The organism is Mycobacterium lentiflavum (assembly GCF_022374895.2).
GTDB lineage: Bacteria > Actinomycetota > Actinomycetes > Mycobacteriales > Mycobacteriaceae > Mycobacterium > Mycobacterium lentiflavum.
Genome location: NZ_CP092423.2, coordinates 1926677 through 1944148 on the forward strand (window position 1 = coordinate 1926677; position 17472 = coordinate 1944148).

19 protein-coding genes are annotated in these 17472 nt (G+C 67.9%); 3 read left to right on the forward strand and 16 right to left on the reverse strand.

Going from position 1 to position 17472, the window contains the following annotated elements; genetic code table 11:
- The first annotated feature begins 5 nt into the window (after positions 1 to 5).
- From MJO58_RS09200 to MJO58_RS09210, 3 genes are all read left to right on the forward strand, one after another.
- Positions 6 to 1505 carry a cobyric acid synthase gene (locus tag MJO58_RS09200; RefSeq protein WP_239722654.1) on the forward strand — a complete coding sequence of 500 codons (1500 nt, stop codon included), beginning with the start codon at positions 6 to 8 and terminating at the stop codon, positions 1503 to 1505.
- 77 nt (positions 1506 to 1582) lie between these two features.
- Entirely contained in the window at positions 1583 to 2137 is a 555-nt protein-coding gene (locus tag MJO58_RS09205) for an alpha/beta hydrolase (protein WP_239723204.1), read from the forward strand.
- Positions 2138 to 2203: 66 nt separating this feature from the next.
- Positions 2204 to 2950, forward strand: coding sequence for a gamma-glutamyl-gamma-aminobutyrate hydrolase family protein (locus MJO58_RS09210; protein ID WP_239722655.1), 747 nt, complete (start codon positions 2204 to 2206; stop codon positions 2948 to 2950).
- A gap of 66 nt (positions 2951 to 3016) precedes the next feature.
- Here the strand turns inward: MJO58_RS09210 and MJO58_RS09215 are convergent, their stop codons facing one another.
- The 16 genes from MJO58_RS09215 to MJO58_RS09285 are packed head-to-tail and all read right to left on the reverse strand — an operon-like array spanning position 3017 to position 17462.
- On the reverse strand, positions 3017 to 4150 hold the full coding sequence (locus MJO58_RS09215) for an alkaline phosphatase family protein (RefSeq protein ID WP_239722656.1): 1134 nt from the start codon (positions 4148 to 4150) through the stop codon (positions 3017 to 3019).
- A gap of 18 nt (positions 4151 to 4168) precedes the next feature.
- Entirely contained in the window at positions 4169 to 4903 is a 735-nt protein-coding gene (locus tag MJO58_RS09220) for a DUF6390 family protein (RefSeq protein WP_259608753.1), read from the reverse strand.
- Positions 4900 to 6042 carry a hydrogenase formation protein HypD gene (hypD, locus tag MJO58_RS09225; RefSeq protein ID WP_090601206.1) on the reverse strand — a complete coding sequence of 381 codons (1143 nt, stop codon included), beginning with the start codon at positions 6040 to 6042 and terminating at the stop codon, positions 4900 to 4902. The genes MJO58_RS09220 and hypD overlap by 4 nt, the downstream gene beginning before the upstream one ends.
- A 12-nt stretch (positions 6043 to 6054) precedes the next feature.
- Positions 6055 to 6327, reverse strand: coding sequence for a HypC/HybG/HupF family hydrogenase formation chaperone (locus tag MJO58_RS09230; protein ID WP_239722657.1), 273 nt, complete (start codon positions 6325 to 6327; stop codon positions 6055 to 6057).
- 15 nt (positions 6328 to 6342) lie between these two features.
- Positions 6343 to 7443 (reverse strand): hydrogenase expression/formation protein HypE, encoded by a 1101-nt coding sequence (gene hypE, locus MJO58_RS09235; protein ID WP_276553189.1) that lies wholly within the window; start codon positions 7441 to 7443, stop codon positions 6343 to 6345.
- Positions 7440 to 8102 carry a D-sedoheptulose-7-phosphate isomerase gene (locus tag MJO58_RS09240; protein ID WP_090601209.1) on the reverse strand — a complete coding sequence of 221 codons (663 nt, stop codon included), beginning with the start codon at positions 8100 to 8102 and terminating at the stop codon, positions 7440 to 7442. The genes hypE and MJO58_RS09240 overlap by 4 nt, the downstream gene beginning before the upstream one ends.
- Positions 8102 to 8842, reverse strand: a complete 741-nt coding sequence (locus MJO58_RS09245; protein WP_090601210.1) for a HypC/HybG/HupF family hydrogenase formation chaperone — start codon at positions 8840 to 8842, stop codon at positions 8102 to 8104. Before MJO58_RS09245 ends, MJO58_RS09240 begins: the two co-directional genes overlap by 1 nt.
- Positions 8839 to 11193, reverse strand: a complete 2355-nt coding sequence (hypF, locus tag MJO58_RS09250; RefSeq protein ID WP_239722658.1) for a carbamoyltransferase HypF — start codon at positions 11191 to 11193, stop codon at positions 8839 to 8841. The genes MJO58_RS09245 and hypF overlap by 4 nt, the downstream gene beginning before the upstream one ends.
- 1 nt (position 11194) lies before the next feature.
- Positions 11195 to 11458 (reverse strand): HypC/HybG/HupF family hydrogenase formation chaperone, encoded by a 264-nt coding sequence (locus tag MJO58_RS09255; RefSeq protein WP_090601212.1) that lies wholly within the window; start codon positions 11456 to 11458, stop codon positions 11195 to 11197.
- Position 11459: 1 nt separating this feature from the next.
- Positions 11460 to 11957: a hydrogenase maturation protease gene (locus MJO58_RS09260; RefSeq protein ID WP_090601213.1), complete on the reverse strand. Its 498-nt coding sequence runs from the start codon at positions 11955 to 11957 to the stop codon at positions 11460 to 11462.
- Positions 11958 to 11974: 17 nt separating this feature from the next.
- Positions 11975 to 12094, reverse strand: a complete 120-nt coding sequence (locus MJO58_RS28915) for a DUF6893 family small protein (RefSeq protein ID WP_090601214.1) — start codon at positions 12092 to 12094, stop codon at positions 11975 to 11977.
- Entirely contained in the window at positions 12082 to 13437 is a 1356-nt protein-coding gene (locus MJO58_RS09265; RefSeq protein WP_090601215.1) for a hypothetical protein, read from the reverse strand. The genes MJO58_RS28915 and MJO58_RS09265 overlap by 13 nt, the downstream gene beginning before the upstream one ends.
- Entirely contained in the window at positions 13434 to 14075 is a 642-nt protein-coding gene (locus tag MJO58_RS09270; protein WP_090601216.1) for a DUF6084 family protein, read from the reverse strand. Before MJO58_RS09270 ends, MJO58_RS09265 begins: the two co-directional genes overlap by 4 nt.
- On the reverse strand, positions 14072 to 14719 hold the full coding sequence (locus tag MJO58_RS09275) for a DUF5947 family protein (RefSeq protein WP_090601217.1): 648 nt from the start codon (positions 14717 to 14719) through the stop codon (positions 14072 to 14074). Before MJO58_RS09275 ends, MJO58_RS09270 begins: the two co-directional genes overlap by 4 nt.
- On the reverse strand, positions 14716 to 15666 hold the full coding sequence (locus tag MJO58_RS09280) for a NifU-related iron-sulfur-binding protein (protein WP_434086321.1): 951 nt from the start codon (positions 15664 to 15666) through the stop codon (positions 14716 to 14718). Before MJO58_RS09280 ends, MJO58_RS09275 begins: the two co-directional genes overlap by 4 nt.
- Positions 15663 to 17462: a nickel-dependent hydrogenase large subunit gene (locus tag MJO58_RS09285; protein WP_090601218.1), complete on the reverse strand. Its 1800-nt coding sequence runs from the start codon at positions 17460 to 17462 to the stop codon at positions 15663 to 15665. Before MJO58_RS09285 ends, MJO58_RS09280 begins: the two co-directional genes overlap by 4 nt.
- Positions 17463 to 17472 lie beyond the last annotated feature (10 nt).

The following is a 17472-nucleotide window of genomic DNA, read 5'->3' on the forward strand; positions in this document are numbered from 1 at the left end:
AGCGCTTGAACGGCGCGCTGCTGGTCGCGGGCACCAGCTCCGATGCCGGCAAATCGGTGGTCGTCGCGGGCCTGTGCCGGCTGCTGGCCCGCACCGGGACACGGGTCGCGCCGTTCAAGGCCCAGAACATGTCCAACAACTCCGCGGTCACCGTCGAGGGCGGCGAAATCGGCCGCGCCCAGGCCATTCAGGCCCGGGCGGCGGGGCTGGAGCCCAGCGTGCGGTTCAACCCGATTCTGCTGAAGCCGGGCAGCGACCGGACATCGCAGCTGGTGGTTCGGGGTCAAGTCGCCGGCTCGGTCAGCGCGGCAAGCTATTTCGAGCATCGCGACCGGCTCACAGGAGTCGTCGCCGACGAGTTGGCTTCGCTGCGTGACGAATTCGATGTAGTGATCTGTGAAGGGGCCGGCTCGCCGGCCGAAATCAACTTGCGCGCCACGGATTTAGCCAACATGGGGTTGGCCAGGGCCGCGAACCTGCCCGTCGTCCTGGTTGGCGACATCGACCGCGGCGGCCTGCTGGCGCATCTGTTCGGCACGGTCGCCGTGCTCGACCCCGACGACCAGGCACTGATCGCGGGCTTCATCGTCAACAAGTTTCGCGGCGACCTCGCGCTGCTGGCGCCCGGCCTGCGCCAACTCCACGAAATGACCGGCCGCCCGACCTATGGGGTGTTGCCCTACGCCGACGAGCTCTGGCTGGATGCCGAGGACTCGCTGTCGGTGCTCGCGCATCGCGTCGTCGGCAGGCCGGCGGCCCCGCGCGGTGGCGAGTGGCTCAAGGTCGCCGCCGTCCGGCTGCCCCGGATCTCCAACTCGACCGACGTCGAGGCGCTGGCCTGCGAGCCCGGTGTGCTGGTGCGGTGGACCGCCGACCCGGCCGACCTGGCCGACGCCGACCTGGTCGTGCTGCCCGGCAGCAAGGCCACCGTCGCCGACCTGGGTTGGCTGCGCGATCACGGCCTGGCCGACGCGATCACCGACCACGTCCGAGGTGGCAAGCCGGCGTTGGGCATCTGCGGGGGATTCCAGATGCTGGGCCGGCGCATCGACGACCCGGTGGAATCCGGGAACGGGGAAGTGGCCGGGCTGGGGGTGCTGGATGCCGACATCGTCTTCGGCGAGCACAAGACGCTGCGCCGCTGGCAGCGGCCGCTGCACGGCTACGAAATCCATCACGGGCAGCTCGTCCGGTGCGCCGAGGCCGCCTGGTTCGAGGTCGACTCGCAGCCACATGGTTTCGTGCGGGGCGCGGTCTTCGGCACGCATTGGCACGGCCTGCTGGACAACGACGGCTTTCGCCGCGACTGGCTGACCGAGGTGGCCGCGGCCGCCGGACGGACAAAGTTCGTTGTCGCCGACGACACCAACGTCGTGGCGCGACGCGACGCCCAACTGGACGTGGCCGCCGAATTGCTGGCGTCTCATCTCGACATGGACGCCGTCCTCGGCCTGCTCGACGGCCCGCCGCCGCGGCCACGCCTCGCGAGCCGGCTGGGGTCGTAGCGCCGGCGGCTCGCGCGACCGCCGGGAGAAACCTCGCGCGGTGTCAATATTGGCTGTAGCGTGCGTAAGTGCCCTCGATGATGACCACGCTCGACGGCTTTCCCGTTCCGGTGGGCGTGTCCGGTCCCGAGAAGGGTGTCGTCGTCGTCATCCTCGGCGATGAACAGCGGGAGTTAGCCGCTTATGACGCGGTCTGTGAGCGCCTCCACACCGCATCGCTTCGCACCATTGTCATCGGCCTCGACCCCCGGCTGACCCCGAAGTCGGTGATCGGCATCCTCGACGGACTGGGTATCGGCTGGGCCGTCGTGGTGGGCGACCGCGCCGGCGGCGACATCGCCTGGGAGCTCGCGGCGACCAAGCTGGGCCGGTTCGTCGGCCTGGTCGTCGTCGACCGCGGACACCCCTGCGTGGCCGACGTCAACGGCGTGGTCCGCGACGACCACTGCCCCCCGGTCGAGATCGGCACCACCGTCCTGGTCAGCACCCCGGGCGGACGGACGGTCGCCCGCAACAGTCAACGGTTCGTCTACGCCGACTACCGCAGCGTGGACATGCTCGGACGGCGCAACGCCCAGGAGTCGACCGCCCAATTGGCGGCCGAGATCGTCCTGCGCACCAGCACCTGGTAGGCCTGCCCGGCCGGCATACGTTTGGCGACAGCGTGGTCGCGCAGTCAAGGAAAGGATGCCTGCGGCGTGAACGCCTCTGGAACGCGTCGGCCGGTCATCGGCCTGACCAGCTATCTCGAGCAAGTGCAGTCCGACGGTTGGGACATCCCGGCGGGATACCTGGGTGCCAACTACTTCGAGGGTGTCATCAAGGCGGGCGGTATCGCGGTGCTACTGCCGCCCCAGCCGGCGGATCCCGACATCGCCGAGAGCGTGCTCGACCACCTCGACGGGCTGATCATCACCGGTGGCTATGACGTTGACCCGGCCGCCTATGGCCAGCAACCGCATCCGAAGACCGACGCGCCCCGCACGGTCCGCGACGAGTTCGAGTTCGCGCTGTTGCGGGCCGCACTGGGCCGCGGCCTCCCGGTGCTGGGCATCTGCCGCGGCACGCAGATGCTCAATGTCGCATTCGGCGGAACCCTGCATCAGCATCTGCCCGATGTCCTCGGCCACCGCGGGCATCATGCGGGCTACGGGCGCTTCACCAAGTTGCCGGTCACCACGGTCGCGGGGACCAGGCTCGCCGCGCTGCTCGGTGAGTCCGCCGACGCCTGGTGCTATCACCACCAGGCCGTCGACAAGGTCGGTGACGGCCTGATCGTCAGCGCCTGGGACGCCGACGGCGTCGTCGAGGGGCTGGAGGTACCCGGGGAGAACTTCGTGGTGTGCGTGCAGTGGCATCCCGAACAGTTCCTCGAGGACCTGCGGCTGTTCCGGGCGATCGTCGACGCCGCGAGTTCCTATGCGTCGAGCACCCGGGTGGCCTAACGGGGCTGTGGCCATTCGGCGGTTCGGTAAGCGGGCAACACCAGAGTCACGCACTCCGACGATGGCTCACGCGGCGAAGACGATGAGCGGTATCGCCATTTCGGCCGCGCTGGCCCCGCCGTGAAACCCGATGAGGCGGGCCGCTTCCGGGGGCTCGCGCTTGCTGGCCAGCACCGCGGTGTCGCCGGTGCAGATCACGACGACGTCGCCAATGCGCGCCAGATGCCCCGGATCGACCGGCCCGAACATTCCGGTGGCCACCGCCTGGTCGCGACTGTAGACCTGGGCCCGCCCGTCCAGCAGCGCGGTCCACGTCGCCTGCACATCGACCGCGGCGCCCGGTTCGGTGTGCAGGTAGCGGACCCGCGGTTCACCCGCGACCACCCGGATGCCCGCGCCCAGCCGAGCGTCGGTGTCCAGGTCGATGCGGGCCTGGGGCGCAACGTTGAGGCCGCCGTGATCGGCGGTCACCAGCAGCGCCGCGTTCGCCGGGAGGGCGTCGAGGAGGTGAGCCAGCAACGCGTCGACCCGCGCGGCCGCCGCAAGCCAGTGCGGTGATCCGATGCCGAACACGTGGGCGGCGGTGTCCAGGTCGGCGGTGTAGCCGTAGACCAGCCCGGGTGCCGCGCGCAGCTCGTCGATGACCAGCCCGGCGTAGTCGTCGTCGGGGTTGCTCGGGCGAAAATCGGCGCCGCGGTACGCCGCATCCGTCAATCCGCTGCCCATGAACAACGCCGGCAGCACCGCCCGCGCGGCAACCCCGCATCGCTGCAGCCGCTCGAACCAGGTCGGCAACGGCTGCCACTGCGCCGACGGCGGGTCCGAGCGCCAATAGATGTGGGTGAGTACCCGTTCGGTGCCCGGGACGTTGACGGTGAAGCCGAGGATGCCGTGCTCGCCGGGTGGTGCGCCGGTACCCAGCGACACCAGGCTGCTCGGCGTGGTCGATGGGAAGGTGCACGTGAGTTGGGTCAGCCGCCCCGCGCCGCCGGCCAGCACCGAGGCCAGCAGCGGCGCGCTGCCCGCCAACTCCGGTAACAGGTGCCAGCCCAGTCCGTCCACCAGCACGACGGCGACCCGATCAACTTGCTTCCCAACCGATTCCGTGACCCCCAACCGGTCGACGGCATCCGGCACGCTCAGCAACGCGGCCGCCGCTGGAAGCACGTCGCACAGGGAGCCGAGCGCGGGACCAGCCATGGCCCCAGTCTGGCACGGCTAAACGTGTGCCAGCCGTTGGCTGGTCACCCGCAGTTGCCGCTCGGTGCTCTCGGCCAGCGCACACACCTGCTGCGGGTCCAGCCGGCCACACAGCCGGCCCCAGTGCACCGCGACCTCGTCGCCGACGGCCACGTCCGGCACCGCGCTGTACCCGTCGGCCCAGACGTCGAGCCATCGCCGCGACGGCTCGCCCAGTGTGAGCATCTGCCCATCGCAGACCAGCCGCCGGCACCTCACCTCGACGTCGGCACCGGTTCGGGAAACGACTGTGCCCCAGCTGATTCGGCAGTTGTCCAGCACACCGAGCGGATGTTCGTCCATGCCGCGACCGAGGAACCGTGTCCACGGGTACACGCCGAACACATGAAAGCTGTGGTTGCCGGCCGCTTCGCGCGCCAGCTCCGATGTCAGGTGTGACCAGTAGCGGCCGGCCTGCGGGCCGATGATCGCCAGCAAAGCGTCGTAGAAATCCCGGGAATCGATGCCGGCGCCGATCCCGCCGCCGAGCCAATACGATTCGACGAGGCGATGATCGAGCGGGTCGGCGATACCCGTCAGCGCGGACAACACCCGCAGATACGGCCAGGCCCCGGAGAACTTCGTCGCCGCGGCACGCACGTGATCGACCGAGCCGTCACGCAGGGTGGCACCCAGCGGGGGTCCGCAGTAGCCCAGTGCGTTGGGCGCATACGCGTAGCGGGCGAACATCTGTGCGCCGCGGATATCGGTCAACTGCGCGCCACCAGTTTGACCGCGTCGCGGTGCAGGCGGCCGAAGTTGTAATAGGCAGCGCAGGCCCCCTCGGGCGACACCATGCACGTGCCGATCGGCGTCTCGGGTGTGCACGCGGTGCCGAAAACCTTGCATTCCCAAGGCTTCAGCACACCCTTGAGCACCTCGCCGCATTGACATGCCTTCGGGTCGGCGACGCGCACGCCGGGCATCGCGAACCGCAGTTCGGCGTCGAACTCGGCGAAGTCGTCGTGCAGCCGCAGCGCGCTTTGCGAAATGAACCCCAGGCCGCGCCACTCGAAGTGCGGACGCAGCGCGAACACCTTGCCCATCAACGCCAGCGCGGCCGGGTTGCCGTGCTCGGGCACCACCCGCTTGTACTGGTTCTCCACCTCGCAGCGGCCCTCGCGGATCTGGCGCAGCAGCATCGCGACCGAGGCCAGGATGTCCAGCGGCTCGAATCCGGCTACCACCAACGGCTTTCGATACACATCGGGGACGAAACGATATGGCCGGTTGCCGACCACGGTCGACACGTGGCCGGGACCGATGAACCCCGACAGCCGCAGATCCGGCGACTCCAGGATCGCCTTGATCGGCGGCACGATCGTGACGTGGTTACAGAACACGCTGAAATTCGGCAGTCCAAGCTCGCGTGCCCGCACCAGCGTGACCGCGGTGGACGGTGCGGTGGTTTCGAAGCCGATCGCGAAGAACACGACATGCTTGTCCGGGTTGTCCACCGCGATCTTGCAGGCGTCCAGCGGTGAATACACGAAACGCACGTCGGCGCCACGGGCCTTGACGTCCAACAGGCTTCCGTTCGAACCGGGCACCCGCATCATGTCGCCGAAGCAGGTGAAGATCACGTCGGGCTGACCGGCCAGCCACATCGCGTCGTCGATGCGGCCCATCGGGATCACGCAGACCGGGCAGCCCGGCCCGTGCACCAATTCGACGTTGTCGGGCAGCAGATGCTCGATGCCGTGCCGGTAGATGGTGTGGGTGTGCCCGCCGCACACCTCCATGAACTTGAACTGTTCGCCTTCTTGGGAGGCGCCGGTGCCGGCCAGGTGCTCGATCGCGACGAGCAGCTTGCGAGCCGCCGCAGGATCGCGGAATTCGTCAACGAATTTCATTGCCGTCCCCCTTTAGACGATGGCCGACGAGTCGAAGGCTTCCATTTCGGCGGTGTAGGCCTCGCCGAGCCCTTTGATCGCGGCCAAGGTCAGCAGCGCCTCGGTTTCGTCGATCTTGGCCATCGCGAACCCCACGTGGACCAGCACCCACTCGTCGGGCTCGGGCATGTCGTCTTCCAGCAGGCGCACGCTGATCGTGCGCTGCACGCCGCTGACGTCGACCTTCGCCAAATAGTTTGCGAGGTCGGTGATTTCAACGATCCGGCCCGGAATTCCAAGGCACATGTCCGCTCCTTTCTCTCAGCAGATCCGGGGGAGCGGATCCCCGACGAGCATGTCGACGATCCGGGTACCGCCGAATCCGGTGCGCAGTACCACGGCGTCCGCGGGTTCGGTGACGATTTCCCCGACCTCGGCCGCCTGCGCGCCCAGCGGATGCGACCGCAGTGCGGCCAGTCCGGCCTCGGCTTCCTCCGGCGCGACGACGGCGACGAACTTGCCCTCGTTGGCGACGTAGAGCGGATCGATGCCGAGCAGTTCGCACGCGCCATTGACGGTTGCCTGCAGCGGGAGTCGCTCCTCGTCGAGCACCACCCCGAGACCGCAGGCCTGGGCCAGCTCGTTGCACACCGTGCCGACACCGCCGCGGGTGGCGTCACGCAGCCAGCGGGTGGACGGCGCCGCGGCCATCAGCAATTCGACCAGCGGGCTGACGCAGGCGGTGTCGGAGGCGATGTCGGCCTCGATGGCCAGATCGCCGCGGGCCAGCATTACGGCCATGCCGTGATCGCCCATCGACCCGGACAACAACAGTTTGTCTCCGGCGCGCACCGAATCCGCGGACAGAGCGCGTCCGGCCGGGATGACGCCGGCTCCCGCGGTGGTGATGAACAGCCCGTCGGCGGCGCCGTTGGGCACCACCTTGGTGTCGCCGGTGACGATCTGCACACCCGCCGTCGCGGCGGCCGCGGCCATATCGGCGACGATCTCTTTCAACTCGGCGATCGCGAAGCCCTCTTCGAGTACGAACGCCGCCGATATCCAGGCCGGCACGGCCCCGGTCATCGCCAGGTCGTTGCAGGTGCCATAGACGGCGAGCTCACCGATGGAACCGCCCGGAAAACGCCTGGGCTGCACCACAAAAGAATCGGTCGACATCGCCAGTCGCTCGCCGCTGGGCAACGTGAGCACGGCGCCGTCGCCCAGTGACTCCAGCGCCGGGTTGCGAAACGCCTCCATGAACACCGCGTCCACCAGCGCCGCCGACGCTTTGCCGCCGGCGCCGTGCGCCAGCGTCACATGCTCGTCGAGCAACCGGGGGCGGCGCCGGCGAAACGACTCGATCCGCTCGATCACCTCGCCCTCGGCGAAGCGCGGCCCCGACGAAAGATAGTTGTTCACGCGGCCCCCAGACCTCGGGATCGTTCGTGAACCGCCAGCCACAGCTGATAGCCCAGCAGCGCTTGGGATTCCTGGATCCGGTGCACGCTTTGCGATCGAACGACGAAGCAGACGTCCACATTTGGATTGTTGGCGAAGGCACCGCCGTCGTAGCCGGCGAAACCGATGGTGTACAGGCCGCGTTGGTGCGCTTCGGCCAGCGCGGTGAGCAGATTCGGCGAGTTGCCGCTCGTCGACATCGCGATGGCGATGTCACCGGCCTGCGCGCGGGCGATCAGCTGCCGGGCGAATACCAGCTCGAACCCGACATCGTTGCCCAGCGCGGTGACGATTGCCTGGTCGGCGGTCAACGGCCAGGCCGGCAGCGACGTGCCGATCGGCGGCCGGGCGAACAAGGAGGCAAGGGTAGTGGAATCCGTGCAGCTGCCGCCGTTTCCGAAGGTGAACATCCGCCCGCCCGCGGCGAAGCGGCGTGCCGTCTCGGTGGCGGCCACGTCCAGCAGCTCGGCGTTGGCGTCCAGCGTGGCGCGCCGCAATGCCAGGCTTTCGGCCGCTTTCGCCCGGGCCGAGGCGGCCAGATCGGCGAGCAGTGCGGTGGGGTCGTCCTCCTCGGCATCGATGAACGGATAGAGAAAGTTGGTGGGTTCGTCGTGACTCATCAAGCGTCCTCGATTCGGCCGATCGCGGTGCCGGCATGCACGAGCACCAAATCACCTGTGGCAACGGGGCCGACGAGCGTGGTCACGACGTTCTCGACCCCGCGCGCGGTGCGTACAGTGGCCGTGTCGTCGGCGGAGTCGGCCGTCACCTCGCCCAGGCGACCCTCGTCGCTGCACGTCACGCACACTAGGTCCGTCGGGTCACACTGCGACGAGCCGGGTTTGAGCAGCCCGGAGTGCTCGAAGCAGACGTGCGTGAGCTCCCACAGCAGGTGATAGAACAACACGAAGCCACCGGTCGCGGGCACGCGCGGATCCGGGTCGTCCAGCCACAGCACGTGATCGGCCATTCCTGCCTGCGGTCGTTCGCCGCTGCCGATCCACATCGTGGTGGCACCCCATGCGGGACTACGTCGCATCACCGAGCGCACGTCCGCGTCGTCCGCACGCGAGACCGCGACCACGATGTCGCCGGGGCGCACCGAAACTCGCACCAGATCAACCAAATCGGGCCCGGTGAGTGCGACGGCGGGCAATGCGCGTTTCCCCACGATCACCGGATGGACGAACTCGACCGCGATGTGCAGCGCATGCGGCTCCCAGGACGGGGCGATGGACCACATGGTGGCGCCGGCGGCGAACCGCTTGGCCAACGTGAAGGCTGCAGCGGCCAAGTCGGTGGCTAGATCCGAGGCCAGTTCGGCGCCGAGCCCGCGGTCGATCGCCGTGAACGTCGTCATGACATCTCCTCGAGTGCGGTGAGCATCGAGATCGCCGCCTGGCCCAACGCCAGCCCGCCGTCGTTAGGCGGCACGGTGTGATGGGTCAGCACCTCAAAACCATTGCGCTGCAGCAGCTCACGACAGCCGCGTGAGAGCAGCACGTTCTGGAAAACACCGCCGGTCAGGCCCACCAGCCGGATCGGGCCGGCCACCTGCGCCACCACCTTGGCTACCGCGATCGCGACCGCCCGGTGAAACGCGGCGGCCAGCAGCGCCGTTGGTGTGCCCGCGTACAGCGCCGACACCGTCGTCTGGATGCACGGGGCGGGATCGATCACCCCGTCGGCCCGCACGGTCAGCGGCAGCGACGGACCGGGGCCCGCGGCGCGCTCGGCCAGCGCCTCGAGTTCGATGGCGGCCTGGCCTTCGTAGTCGATGCGGTGGCGCACCCCCAACAGCGAGGCGATCGCGTCGAACAACCGGCCCATGCTGGAACACGGCACACATCCGGTACCGCTCTCTAATTGTGAACGGGTGAGCCGCAATTCCTCAACCGAAGCCGCGGCGACCGGCGCCAGTTGCGGGGTCCAGTCGATGCCGGCCATCCACAACTGGGACAGCGCCATCCGCCACGGGTTGCGAACGGCGGCGTCGCCGCCTGGCAGCGGCACCGGCAGCAGGTGGCCGGCCCGCACGAAGCGGTGGCTGTCGTGACCGAGGACGAGGATCTCCCCGCCCCAGATGGTGTCGTCACAGCCGTAGCCGGTGCCGTCGAAGGAGACGCCGACCACGGGTTCACCGAGGCGGCCGTGTTCGGCCAACAGCGACACCACATGCGCGTGATGGTGCTGGACGAGATCGAGCGGCCGATCACCGGCGCGCCGCTCAGCCCAGCTGCGGGTGTGATACCCCGGGTGCAGGTCGGCGGCCAATCTGGCCGGCTCACCCCGGATTTCGCCGAGTTGACGCACCGCACGCTCGAACGCCCGCAGCGTCTCCCAGCTGGCCATGTCGCCGATGTGACCGGACAGGTAGGCGCGCGAACCGTCGGTGAGGCAGCAGGTGTTCTTCAGCTCGCCGCCCACCGCGAGCACCGCCGGACCGCTGCGCCCCAGATCGACCGGCAGTGGGGCATAACCGCGCGACCGGCGAATCGGAAGCACCTGGGCCCCTTGGTCTTTGACTTGGTCTTTGACCACCCGCACCACCGAGTCGTCACACGGCACGTGAATGGGCCGGTCGTGATCGAGGATCGCGTCGCAGAGTCCCGGAAGCCTGGACGTGACGTCGTCGTCGGTGAAACAGATGGGTTCCTCGGTTCGGTTGGCGCTGGTGAACACCAGCGCCTCGGGTGCGGGTGTCAGCAGCAGGTGGTGGACGGGGGAGTACGGCAGCATCAGCCCCAGCAGCGGGCTACCGGGGGCGACGGCCGCAGCGACCGGCGCGCCCGGGCGGCGCCGCAACAACACGATCGGGCGCGCCGGACTCGACAACACCGCGGCCTCGAGGTCGTCGATCTCGGCGTAGCGGCGCGCGACGTCCAAGTTGCGGACCAGCATGGCAAACGGCTTGGCGCCGCGCGCTTTTCGTGACCGCAATGCCCCGACGGCCGTTTCGTCGTCGGCGGCACACGCCAGGTGGTAGCCCCCGATGCCCTTGATGGCGACCACCGCGCCGGCCACCAGCGCCCGTTGGGCGGCGGCCAGCGCCGCGTCCGACCTCGCGACCCGCCCGTCCTGCGAGCAGAACCACAGCGAGGGACCGCATTCGGGGCAGGCGATCGGCTGGGCGTGGAACCGTCGATTCGCGGGATCGTGGTATTCGGCCGCACATCGCGCGCACATCGGAAACGCCGCCATCGTGGTGGCCGGCCGGTCGTACGGCAATTCGCGGATGATGGTGAACCGCGGTCCACAGTTGGTGCACGTGACGAACGGGTGGCGGTAGCGCCGATTGTGTGGGTCGAACAGCTCGGTGACACAGTCGTCGCACGCCGCGATATCGGGCGGAATCGGGGTGGTGGCACCGGCGTTCGTCTGACTCGCCACGATCCGGAAGTCTTGCCGCCCACTGGTATCCGCGGCCAGGTCCACCACGCTGACGCTGGCGATGCGGGCGAGCGGCGGGGCCTGCGCACGCAACCGGCGACCGAACTCCGCCACGCGTGCCGGCTCGCCCTGTACCTCGAGAAAGACCGCGCCGGAGTCATTACCGACGAACCCGGCCAGGCCGAGCTCGCCGGCGATCCGGTGCACGAACGGTCGGAAGCCAACCCCTTGAACGACACCGGTCACAATGAAGCGCTGCCGCAGCTGCGGGTAGGAGACGTCGGACCGAAGCAGCAGGGGCCCCGACGAAAGGCCGGTCATCTCAACCGCCCTCCGGGAGGGTGGGATCGATGCCGCCCCGGCCCATCAGTTCGAGACCGGCCATCGCCTGCTCGGCACCGGCGCGATCCGTCTTCTCGACCACGAAGCCCATGTGGATGATCACCCAGTCACCGCGCTCGAACGTCTCTTCCGGCAGCATGCCGACGTTGACCTTCCGCTGCTCGCCGGCGACGTCGACCAGCGCCAGCTGGCCCTCGTAACCATCCAGCATCCCGATCACTTGACCGGGTATCCCCAAACACATCTCAGCACTCCTCGCGCACCGCGCAGGCCGTCGGAGCCTGCAGCGCGGCGACGATCTCCTCGATCGCATGCACGGCCCGCGGAACGGCGTTGGCGACCGGTTCGGTGAGACCGATGCCTTCCTCGACGCTGCCGGCCTCACACCCGACCACAACCGTGTAGGGCGGATTGCCGCCGAGCGCCCGCAGGCTGGCGAACACCGAGGCCGGGTCCATACTGTGGCCGTCGAAACCAACTGTGGCACAACCGTAATCATGGTCAGCCTGGAACACGTGCAGGGTGCCCGGGTGGCCGCGGCTGGGTACCGCGTCGACGAGGACCAGCGTGTCCCAGTCCTCGAGCAGGTCATACGCGAGGTGCATGCCCGCGATGCCGTAGTCGGTCACGCGGACACTCGGATTGTCGTGTGACAGCCCGGCGTGGCGGATCACTTCGGATCCGAATCCGTCATCGCCCAGGAAGATGTTGCCGATCCCGGCCACCAGGATGCGCGCGGTCATTGCCGTCTCCGATGCGGCTACATCCGCCTCAATTTAAGGTAGCGGCGGGCGTCGGGCAGCGACACCACTCCCAGCACCACCGCGATCCCGACCACCAGGGCGATGACGGCAATGAATATCCAACCTAAGACTTCCATGTCGAACTCCTTTCATGGGTGTTGCTTTCTGTTTGCAGAGGCTCGACTTCGTCGGGGGAGAAGTACAGGTAACGGCCGTACCAGTCGTGCAGCTCGGCGGCCGGGTCGTCCTCGACCACGACCCCGACATGCTTGTTGCCCTCGACGTCCTCGTGCACCGACGTGACACGGGCGGTCTTGCCCGCGACGAAGATGTCCTGGGCGTCGGCGTTGCGCAGCGGCCGCAGCCGGACCCGGCTGCCGCGCGCGACCGGGATACCGTTCACCAGAACCGCGTCGATCTCGGGTCGAACGGCGTTGTCCGCCAGCGGATCCCACCAGTCGACGCCGTCGGGGATCTCCGGGACCAGGCCCGCGGGAATGTCGAGCCGGTGCGGATCGCGCAGCACGCCGTGCAGGCGCGCCATCGCGTCGGGCGACATCGTGTCGCATTGGTCGATGATCCGTGCGGCCCGCGGATCCGTGGCACGAGCCTGCGCCTTCTCGTCGTCGGTCATCGTCATCACGCGCAGCGTCAGGATCTCGTCGATCTCGGTGCAGTCATACAGCGCGGTATTGCTCTGCTCGGCGACCTCGGGGTGGTCGTAGAGAATGATGGGCGAGATCAGCAGCATGTCTTGGCTGCCGGGCGGACCGGCCAGCACGGGGAAGCAGCGGCGCTGGGTGCACCGCGACACTGCCTCGGCCGCCGGCGGCGGTGGCTCGAGCATCGAGACGAAGCGGCCACCGATGGCTTCGGCGATCAGGTGGCTGCCGATCATGGACCGCGCGATCGCGTCGTCCTTGTCCACCGCGGTGTCACTGATATTGTTCAGCCGCACCGAGACTCGGCGTAACGCGCCGTCGGGCTCGCTGGACACGGTCAGCTCGCCGCGGATCTGCTTGCGTTCGCGGACCAGGCGGCCGCCTTCGAGTTGTTCGACCTCGGTCGCCGCTGCTGCCACAATCGGCAGTGTCCACGGTGGGTCGTCGAACGCAATAGGGCCGAAGGACCTCTCGCACTCCACGGCTTCGTCCCAGGTCAGCCAGGAGCCGGCCGGGGTGGTGAGCTCGGCAACCGGTTCGAATAGGTCGTCGGCGGCCGCGCGTTCGGCCCGCCGGCGCTGCAACTGCAGGAACCGCACCACCAGCGTGAGCGCCCCGGTTCCCTCGATGAGGAACTGCGCCGCCAACTCGTCGTCTTCGCCCAGGCTTGCCTCGGCCGCCCCGGGCGGTCCCAGAACACCGAACTGCCAACGTGATTGGTTCTTGCTCGACGTGCCGCGGTACGGATAGAGCAGATAACCCTCGTAGAGCACCGCGTCGGCGACGGCGCGGGCCCGGTCCCAGCTCGACGTCGTCATGCCGTCGTCCGTTCCGAATCCAGTAGCGAGGTGACCGCCTGGTCGAGGTCGAGCATGCCCTGTACCGACTTGTAATTGGCCAGTGCGGCGATGGTCTCGTGATTCAACCGGACCCAGCCGGTGTTGGGATAGTGCTGCGCGATCAGCGCCCGCCACGCTTGCACCGGCATGTCGTAGCGGTGCTCGCGGTCCCACGGCACTTGCTGGACCGAGAAGCCGCGCTCGGACTTGACGAATATGGTTCCGCTGAACAGGAATTGCAGCGGCACTGCGCCGTCGCGCAGCGCGTGCAGATACTTCGATGCCGCGACCTCGAAGTCGTAGGTGCAATCCAGTGCAAGCTGCACCGTGGTGTGTCCGGCGAATCCGGGCACCATCGCGGTGCAGTGCTGCCAGAGGAAGCCGTGTTGGGTGCTCGCCCAGCGCTCCCGCGGCCCGAACAAGTCGATCAGCCCGGCCGCCTCCTCGTCGGAGTACGACCGGCGCGGCGGCTCGATGCGCACCTGAGCGCGCAGCGCGATGGCGTGCACCGGGTCGTCCCCGTCGGCCACGACGCCGACGCGGGCGGTCAGCACCGGGCTGACCGCGTACGGTTCGGGCGCGACGTCGAGAACGGAGTAGGTCACCTCGACGCTCATCGCGGCGTCTCCGGGAGCATTTCCGAAGCGCGGGCCGCGATCACCGCGAAGAACTCCTCGATGAACCGCCGTGCCTCCTGGCCGCCGTCGAAACCGCGCCATAGCATGCGCAGCCGGCCGACGAATTCGTAACAGGCGTCGATCGGGACGAGATAGCTTTGCGGCTGCGCGGATTCGTCGCTCTCCGGAACCCGGACCAGCAGTGCCTCCACGTCGGGGGTGAGCAGGTCCACTCGCGGATCGGCCGCGCGGATGGCGTTCCAGGCGTCGAGGTCGAGTTCGGACTCGCAGGCCCCGGCGGGGCCGGGATAGAACGCCACCGTGCGCAACAGCGCGGAGTTGGTGAAGAAGAACGCGACGCCGACGGGAATCTGAAGTGCGTCCCAGGCGCGACGGTCCAACGCGAAATTCGGGAATGCGAGGTACCTATCCGGCACCGCGCGGTAGCGCAGTTCGGCTTGCGCGTCGGTGAACAGCAGATAGCAGGCGCGGCACACACACATCAGTTGCCGGCCCGCGACATTCACGACGTGCTGATGCTCGTCGGCGATGCTCTCCGCGCACATTTCGCAGCACTCACCGGTCGGCTCGGGAGTTGCGCGGCCGCTCCTGATACGGGCCAGCACGTCATACGGAGTCGTCATGCGCCGGCTCCCGCCGGTTCGGCCAGTGCGACCGATGGCACCCCGTCGCGGAGCAGCAGGGGCAGCGGATCGAGGTGAGTTCCGTCGGGACCGGCGCCCGCGTGCACGATGTCGAATTGCGTGCCGCAGCGGGGGCAGCCCAGCAGCGTCTCGCGCAGTTGGGCTCCCGCCAGTGTGTCGTCGCAGACCGGGCAATGGTCGACGTAGGCCAGTGGCAGGTCGCCCACCCGGCACACCACCACCGTGGTGTCCGAAATCCGGAATCCGGCAACCTCGCCGGGCGCCAACTCGGCCAGTTCGGGCACCGGGTGCCAGCTGTTCGCATGCACCGTCGAACCGTTCGAACGCACACGCGCCAGCAGTGCGTCCGCCGGAATCACCGACGGCTCGGCCGCAGGCTGGGCGGTGACCACCTCGATCGCCGAAATCTCCGGCGCCGCAGCACGAACGGCGTCCTCGACGGCGAGCTCCAGCGTCACCGCCGACGAGGGGCAGCTCTTACAGCTGCCGGTGAATGCCAGCCGTACGGTGCTTTCTCCCGTCGCTGCGACGGGAACGATCTCCAGCAACTCGACGTCGCCGCCATGTGAGCCCAGATACGGGCGCACCCGGTCCAGCGCGTCGCAGACCCGGCGATGCATATCGTGTGGGTGCAAGCCGTGCACAAGGAGCAGGCTGGCCACCAGGTCGTCCGTGGCCAGCCGCTCGGTCAGGTCGGGATCTCCCAATTGCATGATCCGCTCGAGCCCGGCGCCGTAAAGCCCGACTACCTCACGGACCAGCTGTTGTGCGCGCTCATACGCTGCCGTGCCACCCGCCGCGCAGGAATCCAGCAGTGTCTGGATCCGATCGCCCGCAGTACGCCATTGCACTTCGCTTTCGGGGACTTCTCGGGTTTTCTCCGGGCGATCCGCCGCGCCCGGCTTCGCCGCGCTTGCGCTCGTCACTGCACGGCGGGTGATTGCGTTGGTGTGTGCAGTCTCTCCAGGGTCTTGCCCTTCCCCAGATACATGTGCACACCGCACGGCAGGCAGGGGTCGAAGCTGCGCACGGTGCGCATGACGTCGATGCCCTTGAAGTTCTCCCGATTGTTCTCCTCGAAGATCGGCTGACCCTGGACCGCGTCCTCGTAGGGGCCCGGCGTGCCAAAGCTGTCGCGCGGGTTGGCATTCCACGGGGTCGGCGGGTACGGGTGGTAGTTCGCGATCTTGCCGTCCCGGATCACCAAGTGGTGGCTCAGCACGCCGCGTACCGCCTCGGTGAAGCCGCAACCGATGCCCTCGTCGGGCACCTCGAAGCGCTCCCAGGTCTTGGTGCGCCCGGCGCGGATCTCCTCCAACGCCTTCTCGGCGAAGTGCAGGGCGCACGCGGCCGCGTAGGCCTGGAAGTAGGTCCGGGCACGGTCCCGTTCGATCGTGTTGCTGCCGTACTTGGGGACCTTCCACTCGAATTCGACCGGCCCCTTCAGCGCGGTCTTGGGCAGGTTGATCTTGACGCTGTTGCCGGTCGCCTTGACGTAGCCGATGTCGACCAGCCCGGCCAGCGCCGTCGACCACAGCCGCGCCAGCGGGCCGCCGCCGGTGTCGAGCGCCAAGTGGTCCTTGCCGTCGAACCAGCGCGGTGACATCACCCAGCTGTACTTGCCGCCGTCCATGTCGCGCTTCTGCGGATGCGGGTTGGTGTGCTGGTTCCACGGGTGTCGCCGGTCCACCGCGTTGCCCAGTGGATCGGTCTTGACGAACATCTCCTGATCGGTCCAGTCGTCGTAATACGAACTGCCCAAAAGGATCCGGATGCCGAGGTTGATGTCGACCAGCGAGTGCGTGACCAGCTTGCCGTCGACCACCACACCCGGGGTGACGAACATCGCGTTGCCCCAGCGCTCCATGTCCTTGTACTCGAAGTTGCACACCTCGGGGTCTTGGAAGGAACCCCAGCAGCCGAGCAGAGTGCGGCGCAGGCCGACCTTCTCGTAGCCGGGCAGCGCGGTGTAGAAGAAGTCGAACAGGTCGTCGTGCATCGGCACGACCTTCTTCATGAACTCGACGTAGCGCATCAGCCGCGTCATGTAGTCCGTCATCAGCTGAATCGTCGCGACCGTGCCCACCCCGCCCGGGTAAAGCGTGGACGGGTGTACGTGGCGACCTTCCATGAGGCAGAACATCTCTCGCGTCCACCGACTCACCGCCAGCGCCTCGCGGTAGAACTCGCCGCTGAACGGATTGAGCGAGCGCATGATGTCGGCGATCGTGCGGTAGCCATGTGCATCCGCCTGCGGTGCTTGTGTTTTCTCCGCCAGGGAAAGCACGCTCGGATTGGTCTCGGCGACCATCTTCTCGCAGAAGTCGACGCCGACCAGATTCTCCTGGAAGATGTTGTGGTCGAACATGTACTCCGCTGCCTCACCCAGGTTGACGATCCACTCGCCGAGGTGTGGCGGCTTCACGCCGTAGGCCATGTTCTGCGCGTAACAGGAGCAGGTGGCGTGGTTGTCGCCGCAAATGCCGCAGATCCGGCTGGTGATGAAGTGGGCGTCGCGGGGATCCTTGCCCTTCATGAAAATCGAGTAGCCGCGGAAAATCGACGAGGTGCTGTGGCACTCGACGACTTCCTTGTTCTCGAAATCGATCTTGGTGTAGATGCCAAGGCTGCCGACGATCCTGGTGATCGGGTCCCACGCCATTTCGACGAGCTGACCCGGCTCCTTCTTTTCTTCTGTTGGCTTGGGAATGATGGTTGTCATTGCACTACTG

Coding starts and splice junctions, on each gene's coding strand:
- MJO58_RS09240 (WP_090601209.1), bottom strand. CDS start 8,102: ATGAGTCACGACGAACCCACCAACTTTCTCTATCCGTTCATCGATGCC.
- MJO58_RS09215 (WP_239722656.1), bottom strand. CDS start 4,150: ATGGCTGGTCCCGCGCTCGGCTCCCTGTGCGACGTGCTTCCAGCGGCG.
- MJO58_RS09205 (WP_239723204.1), top strand. CDS start 1,583: ATGATGACCACGCTCGACGGCTTTCCCGTTCCGGTGGGCGTGTCCGGT.
- MJO58_RS09275 (WP_090601217.1), bottom strand. CDS start 14,719: ATGACGACTCCGTATGACGTGCTGGCCCGTATCAGGAGCGGCCGCGCA.
- MJO58_RS09245 (WP_090601210.1), bottom strand. CDS start 8,842: ATGACGACGTTCACGGCGATCGACCGCGGGCTCGGCGCCGAACTGGCC.
- MJO58_RS09270 (WP_090601216.1), bottom strand. CDS start 14,075: ATGAGCGTCGAGGTGACCTACTCCGTTCTCGACGTCGCGCCCGAACCG.
- MJO58_RS09255 (WP_090601212.1), bottom strand. CDS start 11,458: ATGTGTTTGGGGATACCCGGTCAAGTGATCGGGATGCTGGATGGTTAC.
- MJO58_RS09285 (WP_090601218.1), bottom strand. CDS start 17,462: ATGACAACCATCATTCCCAAGCCAACAGAAGAAAAGAAGGAGCCGGGT.
- hypF (WP_239722658.1), bottom strand. CDS start 11,193: ATGACCGGCCTTTCGTCGGGGCCCCTGCTGCTTCGGTCCGACGTCTCC.
- MJO58_RS28915 (WP_090601214.1), bottom strand. CDS start 12,094: ATGGAAGTCTTAGGTTGGATATTCATTGCCGTCATCGCCCTGGTGGTC.
- MJO58_RS09265 (WP_090601215.1), bottom strand. CDS start 13,437: ATGACGACGTCGAGCTGGGACCGGGCCCGCGCCGTCGCCGACGCGGTG.
- hypD (WP_090601206.1), bottom strand. CDS start 6,042: ATGAAATTCGTTGACGAATTCCGCGATCCTGCGGCGGCTCGCAAGCTG.
- MJO58_RS09260 (WP_090601213.1), bottom strand. CDS start 11,957: ATGACCGCGCGCATCCTGGTGGCCGGGATCGGCAACATCTTCCTGGGC.
- MJO58_RS09230 (WP_239722657.1), bottom strand. CDS start 6,327: ATGTGCCTTGGAATTCCGGGCCGGATCGTTGAAATCACCGACCTCGCA.